This window comes from Pseudoclavibacter sp. RFBB5, from assembly GCF_002931555.1.
Classification (GTDB): domain Bacteria; phylum Actinomycetota; class Actinomycetes; order Actinomycetales; family Microbacteriaceae; genus Pseudoclavibacter.
Map to the genome: position 1 here is coordinate 232,241 of NZ_PSTZ01000010.1, position 15,797 is coordinate 248,037.

The window sequence follows — 15,797 nt, forward strand, 5'->3', positions numbered from 1 at the left end:
GGTATGAACTCGTACGACGGTGAACCGCTGAAGGTCTTGGGGCTTGATCCTCACGACCCGGTGTCGGTGTTGGCGTGGCGGAAGTTCTTGCTGGATTGGGATGCGGATCTGGCGGTCATGGCGGCCGCTGTGGCCGCGGATCAGGTGCGGGTGCGTGCGAAGTTGGCGGAGATGGCGTCGGTTCTGGATGAGCTTGATGGCACCGAGGAGCATGCCATGCACGTGCAGTCGCTCGCGGCGGAGATCGCGTTGATCGAGCAAATCGGGCAAGCGGCGGCTGAGGGGGCTTTGTCGGATGCTGGGATCGCGGTGCGCGAGTTCCCTGGCTTCGTGGACGCGCTCGGGGAAGGCAAGCTCAGCGAGGAGCAGCTTCGGGTGCTCACGGGTGCTGGCTTGTCGGTGTCGCATGCGGACGCGGCTGAGCAGTCCGCGCGACGGGGTGAGTTCGTGCGGGTGATGCTCGCCGAGCTGGATTCTCGGGTGTTGCCGCCGAAGGCATTGCGGATGGCCGCGGCCCGCGTCGCGGAGTCGCTGACGGAGGAGTCCGTCTCCGAGCGGCACGAACGGGCGCGGAAGACGCGGTACGTGTCGGTGACGGCGACGGAGAACGGCATGTGCATGCTGCGTGCCCGGCTCCCGCTGATCGAGGGCAAAGCCATCGCGGACCGGCTGCGGAAGCAGGGCAAGGCGCTCATCAGGGCACGACCGAAGCCCGCCCAGGCACGGCGAGCGCCAGAGGCTTCAGACGCTCCGGACGCACAAGAGGCTTCGGGCGTGCCGGACTTTACAGATGGGCCGAATGTTTCAGACGCGCCGGATGAGCGCACCATGGACGAGGTCAAGGCCGACTTGTTCACGGACATGCTCCTGACCTCCGACCCGATGTCCTGCGCGGCGGCGGCAGGTATCCAGGCGAACGTGCAGTTCACGATCCCGATCCTCACCGCCCTCACCAAGCTGGGCGGGAACGGTGCTGTCAGCGGCACAGGCAGCGGACCAGGCAGCGGCCGAGGCCCAGGCTCACGCGTTCGTGGTGGTGGTGCGGCGAGCTGTGTTGCTGGCGCGGCCCGTCTCACCCCGGCTCCGGCGCTGCTCGATGGCATGATCCCGGTGCCCTTCGAGGAAGCGGTCCGCCTCGCCGGCACCGCAACCTCGTTCGTGCGCATCCTCACCCACCCCATCACCGGCACCGTCACGGCCGTCGACACCTACCGACCCAGCGCAGCCATGCGCGCCTTCCTCGCTGCCCGCGACATTCACTGCCGCTGGCCCGGTTGCCGACAGCCCGCGACCCGATGCGACCTCGACCACACCCACGCCTGGGAACACGGCGGCAAAACCACCCTCGAGAACCTGTGCGGCTTCTGTAAACACCACCACGTCATGAAACACGCCACCGCCTGGACCGTCACCCAACTAGACGGCGGCGTCATGCAACTGCGCACCCCCAGCGGCAAGATCCTCACAGACAGACCCGAACACCACGACGTCTACTTCACACGCAACGACGAATACGAGACACCTGCGGCACCGCCCCAAGACTCTGTTGCGGAGACCGAGCGCACCCGAGCCCCAGAACCCAACGATGTTCCCGGCGACCCACCACCGTTCTGAGAGACACAACGAGGTACTTGCCACGCTCACCGCTGAGCCGAACGCGCCGAACGCGCCGCACACGTACGCACACGTACGCACAACATGCCACGGACCCTTCCGGTGGGGGTGGCAGCGCAGCGGGCACTTCCGGTGCGGGTCCGGTGCCGTTGCCCGTGCCGGTTCAGCGGCTCTCTAGATCTCGTCGACGGGGCGAGCCTCGTGATGGCGGGCGCCGTGCGTGCGCCGGTCCTCTTTCATCGCAGCCTCGGCGAGGTGACGCCGGCCTGCGACGAGCTGCTCCCTGACGTCGCGTTCTGCCGCCCGGAACGGCTCCCAGTAGGTGTCGTCGTAATCCTCGACGATCTGGAACGTCCACCGCCCTTCGATCACATTGCGGCCGACCAGCTCCGAGTCGAGCCGGTCGGCGAGCTCATCGTGCCCCGCGTCCCGCAGTGCATCGGATGCCTCACCCAACGCCAGGTCGGCAGCCCCCGTCAACCGGTGGAAGCTGTAGAGCAGCCCGCGCGCCTGGTCGACCATCTCGAGCGCCTCAGTGAGCTTCCCCACGGCAGCGACGGTCGCCTCGTCGACGCCTTCCGGCGGCAGATGCTCGGCGCTTCGGCGCTCCCGCTGATCGTCGTCGGCCCCGGGCGCTCGCGTGTTCTCGTCGCTCATGGTGCGATTGTTGCGGCCGAGCCTGAGCGATCCGTGGACCCCCGCGCGGGACAGGTCCACACCTCCGGATTGGACCTCAAGTCCAACTGCGAGCGATTGGCACGAGCGCTTCCCGCCACCACACCCCTACGGTTGCCGCACGCGCCTCGTTCGCGCCGCCTCCCCTCCGAAAGGACACCCCGTGACCACCTCGCGCCCCTTCGCCCAAATCGACGTCTTCTCCGAGACCCCCTACCTCGGCAACCCCGTCGCGGTCATCCTCGACGGCGAAGGACTCACGCGCGACGACATGCAGCGCATCGCACGATGGACGAACCTCTCCGAGACGACGTTCGTGCTGCCCACCACCGACGACGCGGCCGACTACCGACTGCGCATCTTCACCCCGGGCGGCGAGCTGCCGTTCGCCGGGCACCCGACGCTCGGCTCGGCGCACGCCTGGCTCGAGAACGGCGGTACCCCGAAGAAGGGCGGGCGCATCATCCAGGAGTGCGGCGCCGGACTCGTGGAGGTGCGCGTCGATGCGGGGCGCGTGTCGTTCGCGGCCCCGCCGACCCTCCGCAGCGGTCCGCTCGAGCCGGAGCTCCTCGCGCGCATCATCGAGGCGTATGGCATCACCAAGGAACAGGTCGTCGCCCACCAGTGGATCGACAACGGGCCCGGGTGGGCGGTCGTGCAGCTCGCATCCGCGCACGAGGTGCTCGATCTCGACCCCGACTTCTCGCTGCTGCCCGACGACATGGTCGGCGCCGTCGGCGCGTATCCGGCCGGGGCGGCGCACGCGTTCGAGCTGCGCAGCTTCGCGCCGCGCATCGGCGTCGACGAGGATCCGGTCTGCGGCAGCATGAACGCCTCGACGGCCCAGTGGATGCACCGCACGGGCGCCGCGCCGGGCTCGAGCTGGCGGGTATCCCAGGGCGCGCGCCTTGGCCGCGCCGGCGACATCACCGTGACCGTCGACGACTCCGGCGCCGTCTGGGTTGGCGGCGCCACGACCACCCTCTTCACGGGAACCGCGCTCGCGTAACCGCTGCCGCTGCGCCTCGCGGCTGCCACGGCCCAGAGCGGACTTGTGGTCGTCAAACCTGCGCTTCAGCGACCATAAGTCCGCCCTCGATGGCAGCCCGGCCCGGCCCGGCCCGGCCCGGGGAGTCAGCGCGGCGCAGCGCCCCGGCTCAGCCCTGGGGTGCCTTGCAGAGGCAGAACGGGTGGCCCGCGGGGTCGGCGTAGACCACGAATTCGTCGGGACTGCCGGGTTTGTCGCTTGCCTTGAGGAGACGGCCTCCGAGCTCGAGCACTCTCCGGTGCCCCTCGTCGAGGTCGTCGATGTAGAGGTCCAGATGGATCTGCTGCGGGGGTTGACCGTCAGGCCACCTCGGTGCCACGTGGTCGGGAGCGAGCTGGATGCCGAGCCTCCACTCGCCGTCGGCGTAGACACTGTGCCAGTCGTCCTCCTTCTCGACCGTACCCTCGAGCAGGGACGCCCAGAAGGCACTCTCGGCCTCGATGTCAGCGGCGTCGAACACGACGATCGTGCGGCGAATCCTCATGGCCCCTCCGTGGGTGTCAGCCTGCAGAACACGCTCACGCTACGGAAGAACGCTGACCGGCATCTGCCAGACGACGCGCACGCTCAGCCTCGGCCTCACTTCCAGTGGCGGGGCCGCGTGAGCGAGTCCGGAAGCTGGGTCGTTGCGTCACCGAACGCCGCCGCCAGCTGCGGTTGCGTGAGGTGCAGCACGTGGCGCAGGTCGGCACCGTGCAGCTCGGCGTCCCGCAGGTCGGCGCCGAGGAGGTCGGCCCATCGCAGGTCCGAGCCGCGCAGCTTCGCCGCGATGAGCAGCGCCCCGCGCAGCTCGACGGCGCGCAGGTCGCCTCCGGAGAAATCGGTGCCGAGGTAGACGCCGCGCGGCTCGACTCGCGACCAGGCCCCGGATGCGCGGCGTCGGGGCGCGTGCATCCGTCGCACCTCACGGCTCACGGCTCCCAGCAGGTCGCCCGCGGCGGGCCTGCTCGACTCGACCGCTGCTCGCAGCACCGCGACATCGGGTGACGCGGCCTGCGCATCCACACGATCGAACAGGGCGTCGATTCGGCGCAGCAGCGGCCGGTCGGCGGTGCGCCGCCTCGCCTCGGTCAGCAGCCACAGCACCTCGTGCAGTTGACGCACGAGTGGGAACACGGCGAACATCGCGTCGCGCAGCCCCTCACCGTCGCGCCAGTCGCCACTACCGAAGGTCTCCTGGGTAACCCGCTGTCCGGCGCCGTGGCATTCGAAGACGGTACAGCCCCGGTACCCGCGTTCGAGGAGCACCGCGTGGATGCTGCAGCCGAGGTTCTCGTCGAGGTTGCGGCAGGGTTTGCCTGCTGGCTTCTCGTGGGCGAAGTCGTCGCCCCGAGAGAAGGCGAGGGCCGAGCAGCAGAGCGCCACGCAGCGCGCGCAGTCGCTCTGGAAGCGCGTGTCGTCTGCATCCGGGCCGCGCCCTGCGCCGGAGACGCCCCCGGTGGATCCTCCGGACCGAGGCTCGGCCGCTCGACCCGAAACGGGGTCGACGGTGAGCGGCATCGGCACGCTCGGCCGGTGCCGCAGCTGCTCGCCGGGGTCGCCTGGTGACATCGTGGCCACAGCCTACGTTCGCATCCGCATGACCCGGCTGAGCGCCTTTCACCCTGTGGATCACTCTGAGCGGGCAAGAGCGGCCCGGCCCCACGAGTAAAGTTCGGCGCACCGAACATTGTTCTTCCCCTCACCGTAGCGCTATGCTCTGGGCATGCTGACCCCCGTGCTGCATGCAGCCAGACGGAAGGCCACCCGCATCGTCGCGGCCGGCCTCGCACTCGTCACGCTCGCATCCCTCACCGCCTGCGCCCCCACCGCCGAGGACGACAACCGCCCCGTCGTCCTCACCACCTTCACGGTGCTCGCCGACATCGCCAGGCAGGTCGCCGGCGACGAGCTCCGGGTCGAGTCGATCACCAAGGTCGGCGCGGAGATCCACGGGTACGAACCGACCCCTCTCGACATCGCGAAGGCCTCCGAGGCCGACCTGATCCTCGACAACGGCATGAACCTCGAGGCCTGGTTCGAGCAGTTCGTCGCGAGCATGGATGTGCCGCACGTCGTCGTCAGCGACGGCGTCGAGGAGGTGCCGATCGCGGGCGACGCCTACGCGGGTCTCCCCAACCCGCATGCCTGGATGTCGCCCCTCAACGTGCAGCTCTACGTCGACAACATGGCCACCGCGTTCGCCGACCTCGCGCCAGCAAGCGCGAGCATCTTCGAGGAGAACGCCGCCGCCTACAAGGCCGAACTGCAGGCCGTGCACGACGAGCTCGTCGCCGCGATCGAACCGCTCCCCACCTCGCAGCGCGCGCTCGTCACGTGCGAGGGAGCCTTCTCCTACCTCGCCCGCGATGCAGGACTCGAGGAGGTCTACATCTGGCCCGTCAACGCCGAGCAGCAGGCCACGCCGCAGCAGATCGCGGGCGTCATCGACCATGTGCGCGACAACGGCGTGCCCGCCGTGTTCTGCGAGTCGACCGTCTCGGATGCACCCATGCGTCAGGCCGTCGACGCCACGGACGCCGAGTTCGGCGGCACGCTCTACGTCGACTCGCTGAGCGAGGAGGACGGCCCAGTGCCCAGCTACCTCGACCTCATCCGGCACGACGTCGACACGATCGTGGCCGGCCTCACCGGCGAGCAGGGAGGCACCTCGTGAGCCCAGCATCCACCGGCGCACCTGCCGGCACCACAACATTGCCCGCCATCGAGGTCGACGCCCTCACCGTGCACTACGGCGAGGTGCTCGCGCTCGACGGCACCACCCTCGCCATCTCGCCGGGGCGGGTGTGCGGCCTCATCGGCATGAACGGCTCCGGCAAGTCGACGCTCTTCAAGTCCATCATGGGCGTCGTCCGCCCCGATGCGGGCACCGTCCGCATCCTCGGCGGCACATCGGCGGATGCGCGCAAGCGGGGTAGCGTCAGCTACGTCCCGCAGAGCGAGCAGGTCGACTGGGACTTCCCGCTCTCGGTGCGCGATGTGGTCATGACGGGCCGCTACGGGCACCTCGGCATCACCAGGCGACCGAAGGCGCGCGACCACGCCGCCGTCGATGCGGCGCTTGAGCGCGTCGAGCTGAGTGACCTCGCGGGGCGCCAGATCGGGCAGCTCTCCGGCGGGCAGCGCAAGCGCGCTTTCGTCGCCCGCGGCATCGCCCAGGAGGCCCAGGTGCTGCTGCTCGACGAGCCCTTCGCCGGCGTGGATACGCGCTCCCAGGCGACCATGACGCGCCTCCTTCGCCAGCTCGCGGCGCAGGGCGTCTGCATCCTCATCGCCACCCACGACCTCGGCTCCCTGCCCGAACTCGCCGACGAGGCCGTGCTCTTCAACCGGCGCGTCCTCCTGCACGCGAGCCCCGAGGAGATCATCCGACCGGAGAACCTGGCCCTCGCCTTCGGCATCGACACCGGCAAGGGGGCGGCCGCATGAGCCCCGCATCCGCCGCCAGAGTTGTGACGAAGTGCACCCTCCCTCCGCCGCGACAGCAACCATCCACAACTCTCCGCGACGGGCGAGGCGCGTGCGGCGCGCACGGCGAACGCCGCGAGCACCGCGAACCCCGAGATGGAGACCGCGCATGAATCTCGTCGACCTCGTCCTCGAGCCGCTCGGCTACGAGTTCATGGTGCGGGCCCTCATCACGACGATCATCACGGCCATCGTCTGCGCCCTCCTCAGCTGCTGGCTGGTCCTCATCGGCTGGTCCCTCATGGGCGACGCCGTCTCGCACGCTGTCCTTCCCGGGGTCGTGCTCGCCTACATCGTGGGCGCACCGTTTGCGCTCGGTGCCCTCGTGTTCGGGCTCGTCGCCGTCGGACTCATCGGCGTCATCCGCGACACGAGCAGGGTGAAGGAGGACGCGGCGATCGGCATCGTCTTCACGACCCTGTTCGCGTTCGGCCTCGTCCTCATCTCGGTCACCCCCAGCCAGACCGACCTCAGCCACATCCTCTTCGGCAACCTCCTCGGCGTGAGCAACACCGACCTCGTGCAGATCGGCATCCTCGCCGCCATCGTCGCGGTCGTGCTGCTCGTGAAGCGGCGCGACTTCACACTCGTCGCCTTCGACGCGACGCACGCCCACGCGATCGGCCTCAACCCGCGCCTCCTGCGCGGCGCGCTCCTCGGGCTCCTCGCGCTGACGGCCGTCGTCGCGCTGCAGACCGTCGGCGTCATCCTCGTCGTCGCGATGCTCATCATCCCGGGAGCCACCGCGACCGTGCTCACGCGCAGCTTCGCGCGGATGCTCGTCATCGCCCCGATCGTGTCGGTCGTCTGCTCGGCCATCGGCCTCTACGCCAGCTACTACCTCGACGCGGCGTCGGGCGGCATGATCGTGCTCGCGCAGGGCGTCGCGTTCCTGCTCGCCTACCTGCTCTCGCCAACGCAGGGGCTCGTCACGTCGCGCGTCGTCGCGCGTCGCCGCGCGAAGGTCGCGTAGCGATCACGCTGTCAGGCTGACGTCACCCAGACCGCTCGGGCGGCCACTGGGCCCAGGGCGAACTGGGGCGCAATCGCGATGTCCGCGCCGGGGGCCGCATCCACGACGCTCAGCACCAGCGACTCGGAGTACGGGTCGCTTTCGTCGATCTCGAGTCGCGCCCCGACGGTGACCCCCTTCGCGGCGAAGTACTTGAGCAGCTCGGGATCGGAGTCGGAGATGCGCTCCACGACAACGCGCGCGCCCACGTCGAGGCTGCTGAGCAGAACAGCCTGCGGGATGCTCACCTCTCCGGCTGCGGACGGGATCGGGTCGCCGTGCGGGTCGCGCTCCGGGTGCCCGAGCAGAGCGTCGATCCGCTCGACCATGAGGTCGGACACCGAATGCTCGAGGTTCTCGGCCTCGTCGTGCACCTCGTCCCACCCGTAGTGCAGCACCTCGACGAGGAACGTCTCGAGCAGCCGGTGCCTGCGAATCATGGCGAGCGCGTGCGCGCGACCCTCAGCCGTGAGCGAGATGCTGCCGTAGCGGGCATGCTCGAGGAGGCCCTGGTCGGCGAGTTTTCGGATGCCCTCGGACACGGTCGAGAGCCGGAGCTGCAGGCGCTCGGCGACGATCGTCGCCGTGACGGGCGCATCCGACCACTCTTGGAGACTCCAGACCACCTTGAGGTAGTTCTGCGCGCTCACCGAGAGTTCTGACACCGACATGCGGACAAGCCTACGGGGCAGGGTGCGCGGCGCGCGGATGCCCGGAACGCGACCGTCGCGACGGCCGAGGGTCAGGCGCTCCAGCGGTCGCCGAAGCGGCTCTCGCCCGCGAGCATCGTCCACACCGTGGTGCTGAGCGGCGGGTACTCGGTCGCGATGCGGCGCATGAGCTGCGCGTCGTGAGCGCCGCTCTCCGGCGCCTCGTCGCCACCCCGCTCGAGCGCTTCGGCGCGCATGAGCAGCACGACCAGCTCGTCGACGGTCGGCAGCTCCTGCATGAAGCGCCACGGGTCCTCCCCGTTGCGGGCGCGCGCGTAGATCATCGTCTCGCGCTCGTCCTGCGCCTCGGCGCGCAGGACCTCCAGGCTGGCTCGCCTGGTCAGTTCGTAGCGCTCGGTTTCCACGCGACGAGCCTACGCGCCACCTCGTCATCCCGCTGAACCCTGTGGAGTGGACCGGGTGCGCCTGTGGAGAGACGCCGCCCGGGGCGCCCCGCGTGAGAGTCTTCTCACCTGCCAGGATCTGGACTCCTCCGCCCCAGATAATCGATGGATGCGGGTGATGACGGCGGGCGAGGCGCGGCTGGAGGTGCGGCCGCGATCTTCGGTGCGGGTGCGCATCCTCGCGTCGATCCTGCTCGTCACGATGCTCGGCATGGTCGTCGCGGGCGCCACGAGCTACGTCGCCGCCCGCGAGCGCGTGCTCACTGGCGTCGACGAGCGCCTCACCACGGTGGCCGAGAGCGTGCGCGGGCTCGTGAGCGGGCAGGAGCTCGCGGCGCCGACGACGCCCGATTCGGCCACCCCGTCGGCGACCGCCGGCCCGTCAGCGAGTGCCAGCCCGTCAGCGACCGCACCAGACGCCGCCCGGACGTTCGCGAACTCCACCGAGGCGCTCGAGCTCGTCATGCAGCGCCTCATCCCGGAACGCAACGAGGGAGCCCTCGGGCTCATCGACGGGGCGCCCGCCTTCATCCCGTCCACCGCGACTCCGTTCTCGCTCGTCGACCTGCCCGCGCTCGTCGAACGAGCCGTGAGCGAGACCGCCGACGGCTCGGTGCGTATGGGCACCTTCGTCGACGCCACCCACGCGCTCCGGTATGTGGCCGTGCCGTTCACGGTGGGCGACGGCTCGAGCACGGCCCTCTACCTCGCGGCCTACGACCTGCGTGCCGAGCTCGCCGACACCAACAGCACCTTCCAGACCTACTCTCTGGTCGCCGTCGCCGCCCTCATCGTGGTCGGGCTTGTCGGCTGGTTCGTCGCGGGCCGCCTCCTCAGGCCCCTGCGCGAGCTGCGGGAGACGGCGGCCTCCATCACGGGCAGCAACCGATCCGCGCGCATCCCTGTCGTCGGCCACGACGACGTGTCGGCCCTCACCGCGACGATCAACGGCATGCTCGACCGCCTCGACGGCTCCCTCACCGCCCAACGGCAGCTGCTCGACGACGTGCGCCACGAGCTGAAGACCCCCATCACGATCGTGCGCGGACACTTCGAGATCCTCGACCCGACGGATCCCGCAGAGACCAGAGAGACGGTTGCCCTGGCCCTCGATGAGCTCGACCGGATGAGCGAGCTCATCGACGACATCGAGGCTCTCGCCGTCAGCGAGCAGCAGGGGTTGCTGAGCCTGGCGCCGTGCGACGTGCTCGAGCTGACCGAGCAGGTGCATGCGAAGGCGAGCGCCCTCTCGGCGCACCGATGGGTGCTCGAGCAGACGGCCCCCGTTGTCGTCGATGTCGACGCGCGGCGCATCACGCAGGCTTGGCTCCAGCTCGCCGACAACGCGGCGAAGTACTCGTCAGCGGGCTCCCGGGTCGGCCTCGGGAGTCTCGTGGATGCGCGCGGTGAGCTGCGCCTGTGGGTGCGCGACGAGGGCGTCGGCATCCCCGCGTCAGCCCAGGAGCGCGTCTTCGACCGCTTCGGGCGGGCCGAGACGGGGCGCAGCCAGACGGGATCCGGGCTCGGACTGTCGATCGTGCAGTCCATCGCGCGCGGCCACGGCGGGCGGGTCGAACTCGAGAGCGAACCGGGCGTCGGATCGATGTTCAGCATCGTGCTGCCCGGTGCCGACGCCGGACTCGCCTCGAAGCCGACCGACACGACTTCCGAACCCCAGCGAGAGGACCCCGCATGAGCAGCATCCTGGTCGTCGAAGACGAGGCGCGCATCGCCTCGTTCGTCGAGAAGGGCCTGAAGTCGAGCGGTTACGCCGTGACGGTCGCGGCCAACGGCACCGACGGCTTCGAGCTCGCCCGCGGCGGTGACTTCGATCTGGTGCTCCTCGACGTCGGACTCCCAGGGCTCGATGGCTTCGAAGTCCTCGACCGGCTGCGCGCCGAGGGCAACGCCGTGCCCGTCATCATGCTCACGGCCCGGACCTCGGTCGAGGCGACAGTGCGGGGCCTCGACGGTGGGGCCAACGACTACCTCGCGAAGCCGTTCAAGTTCGACGAGCTGCTCGCCCGCATCCGCCTGCGGCTTCGAGACGCGGGCCAGGTGGCGGCCACCGAGCTCACGCATGACGACCTGCTGCTCGACCTCCGAACGCGCCGCGTGCGGGTGAACGGCGCCGACATCGACCTCTCGGCGCGCGAGTTCGGCCTCGCCGAGCAGTTCTTCGGGAACCCCGGTCAGGTGCTCAGCCGCGAGCAGTTGCTGAGCCGAGTGTGGGGGTTCGACTTCGATCCTGGCTCGAACGTCGTCGACGTGTACGTGCGCTATCTGCGCGGCAAGATCGGTGCGGACCGCATCGAGACGGTGCGCGGCATGGGCTACCGCCTGCGCTGAGGCGAACTCGGGCGCCCCGACGGGATGCGTCCGCGCCGCAGGTCAGTCCTCGTCGTCCCCATCGTCGTCGTCATCATCATCGTCGTCGTCGTCGTCGATCTGCGACGGCCCGACGGGGTCGACCGGCACGGGCGCCTGGATGCTCCCCGTCGGCAGTGAGGGCTGCACCGGGTCCGGCACGCTGCTGGGCGACGGCGAGCCGGTGCCAGCCGGGGCAGTCGGCGACGGGGTCACGCTGATGGTCGTCACGGGCGTCTGCGCACCGACGATGGGCCCGACGTCGAGGGACTCACCCGGTGACGAGCGCAGCGACATGGCCTGAGCGAACGTGACCCCGGCGAGCGCGATCGCGAGCGCGCCGGCGCTCGTGAGGGCAAGCACCAGCCAACGCGGGCGGGGCTTCTGGCTGGTCATCGTCTCGGCTCCTTCGAGAGTGCGACGGCGAAGTCGAGGATGCGGTCCGGCAGCGCGTCGAGCCCGGCCCCGCCGCGGACCGCCGCGCCGAAGGCGTGCGAGAGCAGATGGGTGAGGGCGACCGCGTTGGCGCGGATGCTCAGGTCGGGGTCGTCGGTGAGCGTTCCGGCCTGTCCTGGGCTGTTCCAGGTGTGCGCGAAGTCGCCCCACGCGAGGCGCACGAGTTCGGCGAGCTCGAACGTCGAGGTCCGGAGCTCGGCCCTTCCACAGAGGTCATGCGTGAGGGCGGTCACGATCGCGTGTGCATAGAGTCCGCCGAGGTCATCGGCGAGGTCGCCGACGCCCGCCGTGTCGATGTCGACGACGCCCGTGATCGTGGCGCGGCCGTCGGTCTGGGCGTGCGGCTCGACGAAGATCTGGCCGAGGTGGAGGTCGCCGTGCACGGTGCGCGCCGGCCCCGGGCGCGCACGGGCGACCTCCGCGCGGATGCACGCGGCCACCCCATCGATGTCGGCCCTGCGCGCGGGGAGGAGGTCGTAGAGGCGCAGCAGGTACCAGTCGAGTCCCGCCGTCAGGCTCGCGCGGGCCCCGCGGGAGACCCTGGCGGCGCCGATGGACGCGACCAGTGACTGCAGCTCCCGCAGGAACGCGAGCCGCGCATCCGGTGTTCGTGGCACGTGCGAGTCGGCGGGGACGCCCGGCATGCGCTCGAGGGCGACGAGCCCTGCCTCACTCCAGCCTCGGCTTCGCGGCACTGCCACGCCCGCACCGGCGAGTTCCTCGTGGATGCGATGCAGCGGTTCCGCGTGCCCCGGTCGGACGACCTTGAAGAAGAGGGTCCCCTCGGGGCCGGCGAGACGCAGCACTGCCCGGCGCCCTGGCCGGTACGCGAGCATCTCGAGCTGCCCCTCGCCGACGGCGCCGAAGCGCGCCGCGGTCTCGCGCGCGGAGTCGGGGAACGCCGTCGCGGGGAGGGCGGGAAGGGCGGGGTCGTGCGGGTAGCGCCACACGCGCACCTGCTCGCGGGTCGCGGGGTTCTGCACGGTGGTCCACTGCTGGGATTCGCCGGCGACTGAAGCGGCCGCGGGGTTCGTCGCCGTGTCGATGAACAGACGGATGCGCTCGTCCGGTCCCTGCAGCGAGGCGAGCTCGACGTCGTAACCGGCAAGCACGCCGTCGCCGCTCGGCTCAGCGCAGGCGAGCGTGACCGACGCCACCTCGCGGCCGGTGCCCGTGGCGACGGCCTCGATCACCTGCCTGGCTGCTGCGAACATGTGCTCCTCCTGCGGCGCTGCGCTGAGCTGCTGTCGTGCTGAGTGTCGAACTGAGTTCTCGGCCGCAGCGTCCCGCGGCTCTGCCTCGAACCTACCGGGGTCGCAGCGCGACAGCCCGGGAACGTGCTCAGCTGTGGAGAACGCCGACTACGCGCTCGGGACGGACGGCGGCGTCTGCGCGCTCACCGGGCTCTGCGCGGAGACGGGGCTCTGGGCGCTCACCGGGCTCTGCGCGGACACGGGGCTCTGGACTGTCGGCACGCTCTGCGGGGCCTGCGCCGAGACGGGGCTCGGGGAGCTGAAGACGGGCGTCGCGGTCGGTGAGGCGCTGGTGCCCGTCGATGGGGAGGCCGACGGGGTCGTGGATGCGGCTGGGCTGCTCGTCGCCGACGGCGTCGAGAGGGTGAGCTGCTCACCGGGCACGTCGCGCACCTCGAGGGCGTTGGCAACGCCCGCCCCGCCGACGGTCAGGATGCCGAGACCGAGGGCACTGGCCGAACCGACGATGATCCAGGTGTTCTTCTTCTTGTTCATGGCTGCTGCCTCCTGTTGACTGCCGAGGCGTGACTTCGCCCCGGTAGCCCCAAGTCTCGTGAGCGTTCATGAGACGCACAGTGGTCTGAAGATGAGAGCGGCCTCATCTTCGCGCGGGCGCCGCCGCGCAGGCGCGGACGCGTGAGGGGCGGGTGGATGCGTGCATCCACCCGCCCCTCACATCAAGAGCTGGAGCCGATCAGGCGGTCTGGCCCCGGTGCTTGCCCTCCGCGACTTCCTCGACGAGCTTCGCGTTGAAGGCGGGGAGGTCGTCTGGCGTTCGGCTCGAGACGAGGCCCTGGTCGACGTGGACCTCTTCGTCGACCCACGTCGCGCCAGCGTTGATGAGGTCGGTCTTGAGGCTCGGGAAGCTCGTGAGCGTGCGCCCGTCGAGCACCTTCGCGTCGGTGAGGATCCACGCGCCGTGGCAGATCACCGCGACCGGCTTGTGCGCCTCGAAGAAGTCGCGCACGAAGCTGACCGACGCCTCGTCGAGGCGGAGCAGGTCCGCGTTGCCGACTCCGCCGGGCAGGACAAGCGCGTCGAAGTCAGTCGCTCTGGCGTCGCCCGAGGCGACGTCGACGGCCTGCTCGTGCCCGTTCTTGCCCTTCACGCTGCCGGACTCGGGTGAGACGAGTGACGCATCGCCTCCGGCTTCGGTCACGGCGCCCCATGGGCTCGTGAGCTCGCTGTCCTCGAAGTCGTTCGTGAGGAGGAAGGCCACGCGCTTGGTGTCGAGAGTCGTCATTGCTGATCGTCCTTTCGTCGGGGGAAAGAGTGCGCTGCTCGATCGCAACCGGGATGTGCTCCCGCGACGAGCAGGCATCTACTGTCTCGCACGGACCTCCCCGAAACGTGGACGGCCCGTGTGCGCGACCTGGCCGTCAGCTGGACGAGCCCAAGAGGAGCTTCCGCAGCGCCGCTTCCCCGGACCCGCGCCCCGGCTCGACGACTCGACCCTGGCCGTAGGCCTCGATGACCCTCGGATCGATGTAGCTCGACCGCGCGACCGCGGGCGTGTTCCCGAGCAGCTCGGCGGTGTCCCGCACCGCCTGCGCCACAAGTGACGTGCGCTCGCGCACCGTTCCCCCGACTCCCAGCTCGGCCAGTCGACTCGCGGCGAAGACCGTGCCGTGCAGCGTGCGGAAGTCCTTCGCCGTGAACTCGCCCCTCGTGCGCGCCCTGATGTCGTCGTTGACTTCGCGAGCCGAGAGGCGACGCCACGCTCGCCCGTCCTTCCACGAGAGGATGCGCCGCCCCGGCGACCCGCTCTCCCTGCGCTCTCCGAGGAACGTGACGAGTTCGAGATCCTCGATGAGGGCGCTCCACGGCACCCCGCTCTTGCCCTTGAACTCGAGCAGCACCTGCTCATCCTGCAGCGAGATGTGCCGGTTCAGGAGCGTCGTCAGTCCGCGGTGCCCGAACTGCTTCGCGGACCGCTCACTCCCGACGCGCAGGAACGCCGTGTCGAGGAGCTTGAAGCTCGCCGCGAGCGATGCCTCACGTCCGTCATTCACCGTGCGAAGCGCGCGGGTCGCCGCGCGGCGCGCCGACGGCAGCACGCGCGAGAGCTCGAGGGCCCGGTCGAAGGTCACGATCTGGCGCTTCGCGGTCCAGTCGGGATGGTAGATGTACTGGGTGCGGCCAAGCGCATCCACGCCCACCGCCAGCACGTGGGCGTTCTCGTGCGGCGCGATGCGCACGTCCCGCCACGCGGGCGGGATGGCGAGCGATGCGAGTCGAGCGCGCACCACGGGGTCGACGATGCGCTCACCGCGCTCGTCCCGGTAGCTGAAACCGCTCCCGGCTGCCTGCCGCGTCCACGCGGATTGAGTCGGCGTCCACCTTCGCAGTCGAACCATCTGTCTTGGCTAGCACCTGCGCGCCCCGCGAGGCAAGAGCTGAACGGCCATCGGCTGGGTAGCGTATTTCTAGGAGGTATCGCCTTCCCACAGATGTGGTGAGAACCCTCCACAGATCCCGTGGAAGTGGCTCCGCGCACATGTCGATGCGCGAGGATGCGACTATCCGTTCGAGACGGTCGCCAATGACGGCAGGAGCCTCATGCCATTCCCCGTTCCACCTCTCACCGCGACGATGCCCGCCGAGGGCCGAGTCGACCGCCTCTCCGAGCACACGTATCGCGTCGTCAAGGACGGCCGCATCTTGGGTTTCATCAACAAGATCGACGACCTCTGCGTCGTCTCGGCCGGATCCGACGCCGGGGCCGCCCTCGAGGTACTGCAGACCCGCGACTTCGCACGCGCGGTCAAGGAGCTCCAAGACCGAGCCTGA

Annotated in this window: 18 protein-coding genes; 8 read left to right on the forward strand and 10 right to left on the reverse strand. The window is 70.0% G+C overall.

The annotated features are described in order from the left end of the window. The first annotated feature begins 3 nt into the window (after positions 1-3). The gene (locus tag C5B97_RS15845) at positions 4-1,614 is read left to right on the forward strand and encodes an HNH endonuclease signature motif containing protein (protein WP_181027046.1); all 1,611 of its coding nucleotides are present in this window, start codon (positions 4-6) and stop codon (positions 1,612-1,614) included. 174 nt (positions 1,615-1,788) lie between these two features. Here C5B97_RS15845 and C5B97_RS15850 read toward each other — a convergent pair whose 3' ends face one another. Then, positions 1,789-2,271 (reverse strand): hypothetical protein, encoded by a 483-nt coding sequence (locus tag C5B97_RS15850; RefSeq protein WP_179557820.1) that lies wholly within the window; start codon positions 2,269-2,271, stop codon positions 1,789-1,791. A gap of 181 nt (positions 2,272-2,452) precedes the next feature. Between C5B97_RS15850 and C5B97_RS15855 the strand changes: the two genes are divergently transcribed. After that, positions 2,453-3,298, forward strand: a complete 846-nt coding sequence (locus C5B97_RS15855) for a PhzF family phenazine biosynthesis protein (protein WP_258068310.1) — start codon at positions 2,453-2,455, stop codon at positions 3,296-3,298. 148 nt (positions 3,299-3,446) lie between these two features. On the opposite strand, the gene C5B97_RS15860 is transcribed toward C5B97_RS15855, so the two are convergent. Both C5B97_RS15860 and C5B97_RS15865 read right to left on the reverse strand, forming a co-directional pair. Next, a complete protein-coding gene (locus C5B97_RS15860; protein ID WP_104312950.1) occupies positions 3,447-3,821 on the reverse strand; it encodes a VOC family protein in 375 nt (124 codons plus the stop codon). Positions 3,822-3,916: 95 nt separating this feature from the next. Beyond that, on the reverse strand, positions 3,917-4,888 hold the full coding sequence (locus C5B97_RS15865) for a pentapeptide repeat-containing protein (protein ID WP_258068311.1): 972 nt from the start codon (positions 4,886-4,888) through the stop codon (positions 3,917-3,919). A 154-nt stretch (positions 4,889-5,042) separates the two neighbouring features. On the opposite strand from C5B97_RS15865, the gene C5B97_RS15870 reads away from it, so the two are divergent. The 3 genes from C5B97_RS15870 to C5B97_RS15880 all read left to right on the forward strand — a co-directional run bounded on the left by C5B97_RS15870 (position 5,043) and on the right by C5B97_RS15880 (position 7,778). Beyond that, the gene (locus tag C5B97_RS15870; RefSeq protein ID WP_104312951.1) at positions 5,043-5,993 is read left to right on the forward strand and encodes a metal ABC transporter substrate-binding protein; all 951 of its coding nucleotides are present in this window, start codon (positions 5,043-5,045) and stop codon (positions 5,991-5,993) included. Continuing rightward, the gene (locus tag C5B97_RS15875) at positions 5,990-6,766 is read left to right on the forward strand and encodes a metal ABC transporter ATP-binding protein (protein WP_219819822.1); all 777 of its coding nucleotides are present in this window, start codon (positions 5,990-5,992) and stop codon (positions 6,764-6,766) included. Before C5B97_RS15870 ends, C5B97_RS15875 begins: the two co-directional genes overlap by 4 nt. 148 nt (positions 6,767-6,914) lie before the next feature. Next, positions 6,915-7,778: a metal ABC transporter permease gene (locus C5B97_RS15880; protein WP_104312952.1), complete on the forward strand. Its 864-nt coding sequence runs from the start codon at positions 6,915-6,917 to the stop codon at positions 7,776-7,778. Positions 7,779-7,789: 11 nt separating this feature from the next. On the opposite strand, the gene C5B97_RS15885 is transcribed toward C5B97_RS15880, so the two are convergent. Together C5B97_RS15885 and C5B97_RS15890 are read right to left on the reverse strand one after the other, a co-directional pair. Beyond that, positions 7,790-8,488, reverse strand: coding sequence for a metal-dependent transcriptional regulator (locus tag C5B97_RS15885; protein ID WP_104312953.1), 699 nt, complete (start codon positions 8,486-8,488; stop codon positions 7,790-7,792). A gap of 71 nt (positions 8,489-8,559) precedes the next feature. After that, positions 8,560-8,892: a tryptophan synthase subunit alpha gene (locus tag C5B97_RS15890; RefSeq protein WP_244296265.1), complete on the reverse strand. Its 333-nt coding sequence runs from the start codon at positions 8,890-8,892 to the stop codon at positions 8,560-8,562. A 148-nt stretch (positions 8,893-9,040) separates the two neighbouring features. On the opposite strand from C5B97_RS15890, the gene C5B97_RS15895 reads away from it, so the two are divergent. Next, positions 9,041-10,627: a cell wall metabolism sensor histidine kinase WalK gene (locus C5B97_RS15895; protein WP_146080842.1), complete on the forward strand. Its 1,587-nt coding sequence runs from the start codon at positions 9,041-9,043 to the stop codon at positions 10,625-10,627. Beyond that, entirely contained in the window at positions 10,624-11,280 is a 657-nt protein-coding gene (locus tag C5B97_RS15900) for a response regulator transcription factor (RefSeq protein WP_104312955.1), read from the forward strand. Before C5B97_RS15895 ends, C5B97_RS15900 begins: the two co-directional genes overlap by 4 nt. A gap of 42 nt (positions 11,281-11,322) precedes the next feature. Here the strand turns inward: C5B97_RS15900 and C5B97_RS15905 are convergent, their stop codons facing one another. From C5B97_RS15905 to C5B97_RS15925, 5 genes are all read right to left on the reverse strand, one after another. Then, positions 11,323-11,694 carry a hypothetical protein gene (locus C5B97_RS15905; RefSeq protein ID WP_104312956.1) on the reverse strand — a complete coding sequence of 124 codons (372 nt, stop codon included), beginning with the start codon at positions 11,692-11,694 and terminating at the stop codon, positions 11,323-11,325. Further along, positions 11,691-12,968: a phosphotransferase family protein gene (locus C5B97_RS15910; RefSeq protein WP_104312957.1), complete on the reverse strand. Its 1,278-nt coding sequence runs from the start codon at positions 12,966-12,968 to the stop codon at positions 11,691-11,693. The genes C5B97_RS15905 and C5B97_RS15910 overlap by 4 nt, the downstream gene beginning before the upstream one ends. A 147-nt stretch (positions 12,969-13,115) precedes the next feature. Continuing rightward, positions 13,116-13,502, reverse strand: coding sequence for a hypothetical protein (locus tag C5B97_RS15915; protein WP_104312958.1), 387 nt, complete (start codon positions 13,500-13,502; stop codon positions 13,116-13,118). 199 nt (positions 13,503-13,701) lie between these two features. Further along, a complete protein-coding gene (locus C5B97_RS15920) occupies positions 13,702-14,250 on the reverse strand; it encodes a type 1 glutamine amidotransferase domain-containing protein (protein ID WP_104312959.1) in 549 nt (182 codons plus the stop codon). 136 nt (positions 14,251-14,386) lie between these two features. Beyond that, positions 14,387-15,364: a DNA topoisomerase IB gene (locus tag C5B97_RS15925; RefSeq protein WP_104312960.1), complete on the reverse strand. Its 978-nt coding sequence runs from the start codon at positions 15,362-15,364 to the stop codon at positions 14,387-14,389. Between the two features lie 202 nt (positions 15,365-15,566). Between C5B97_RS15925 and C5B97_RS15930 the strand changes: the two genes are divergently transcribed. Next, entirely contained in the window at positions 15,567-15,797 is a 231-nt protein-coding gene (locus C5B97_RS15930) for a hypothetical protein (RefSeq protein ID WP_104312961.1), read from the forward strand.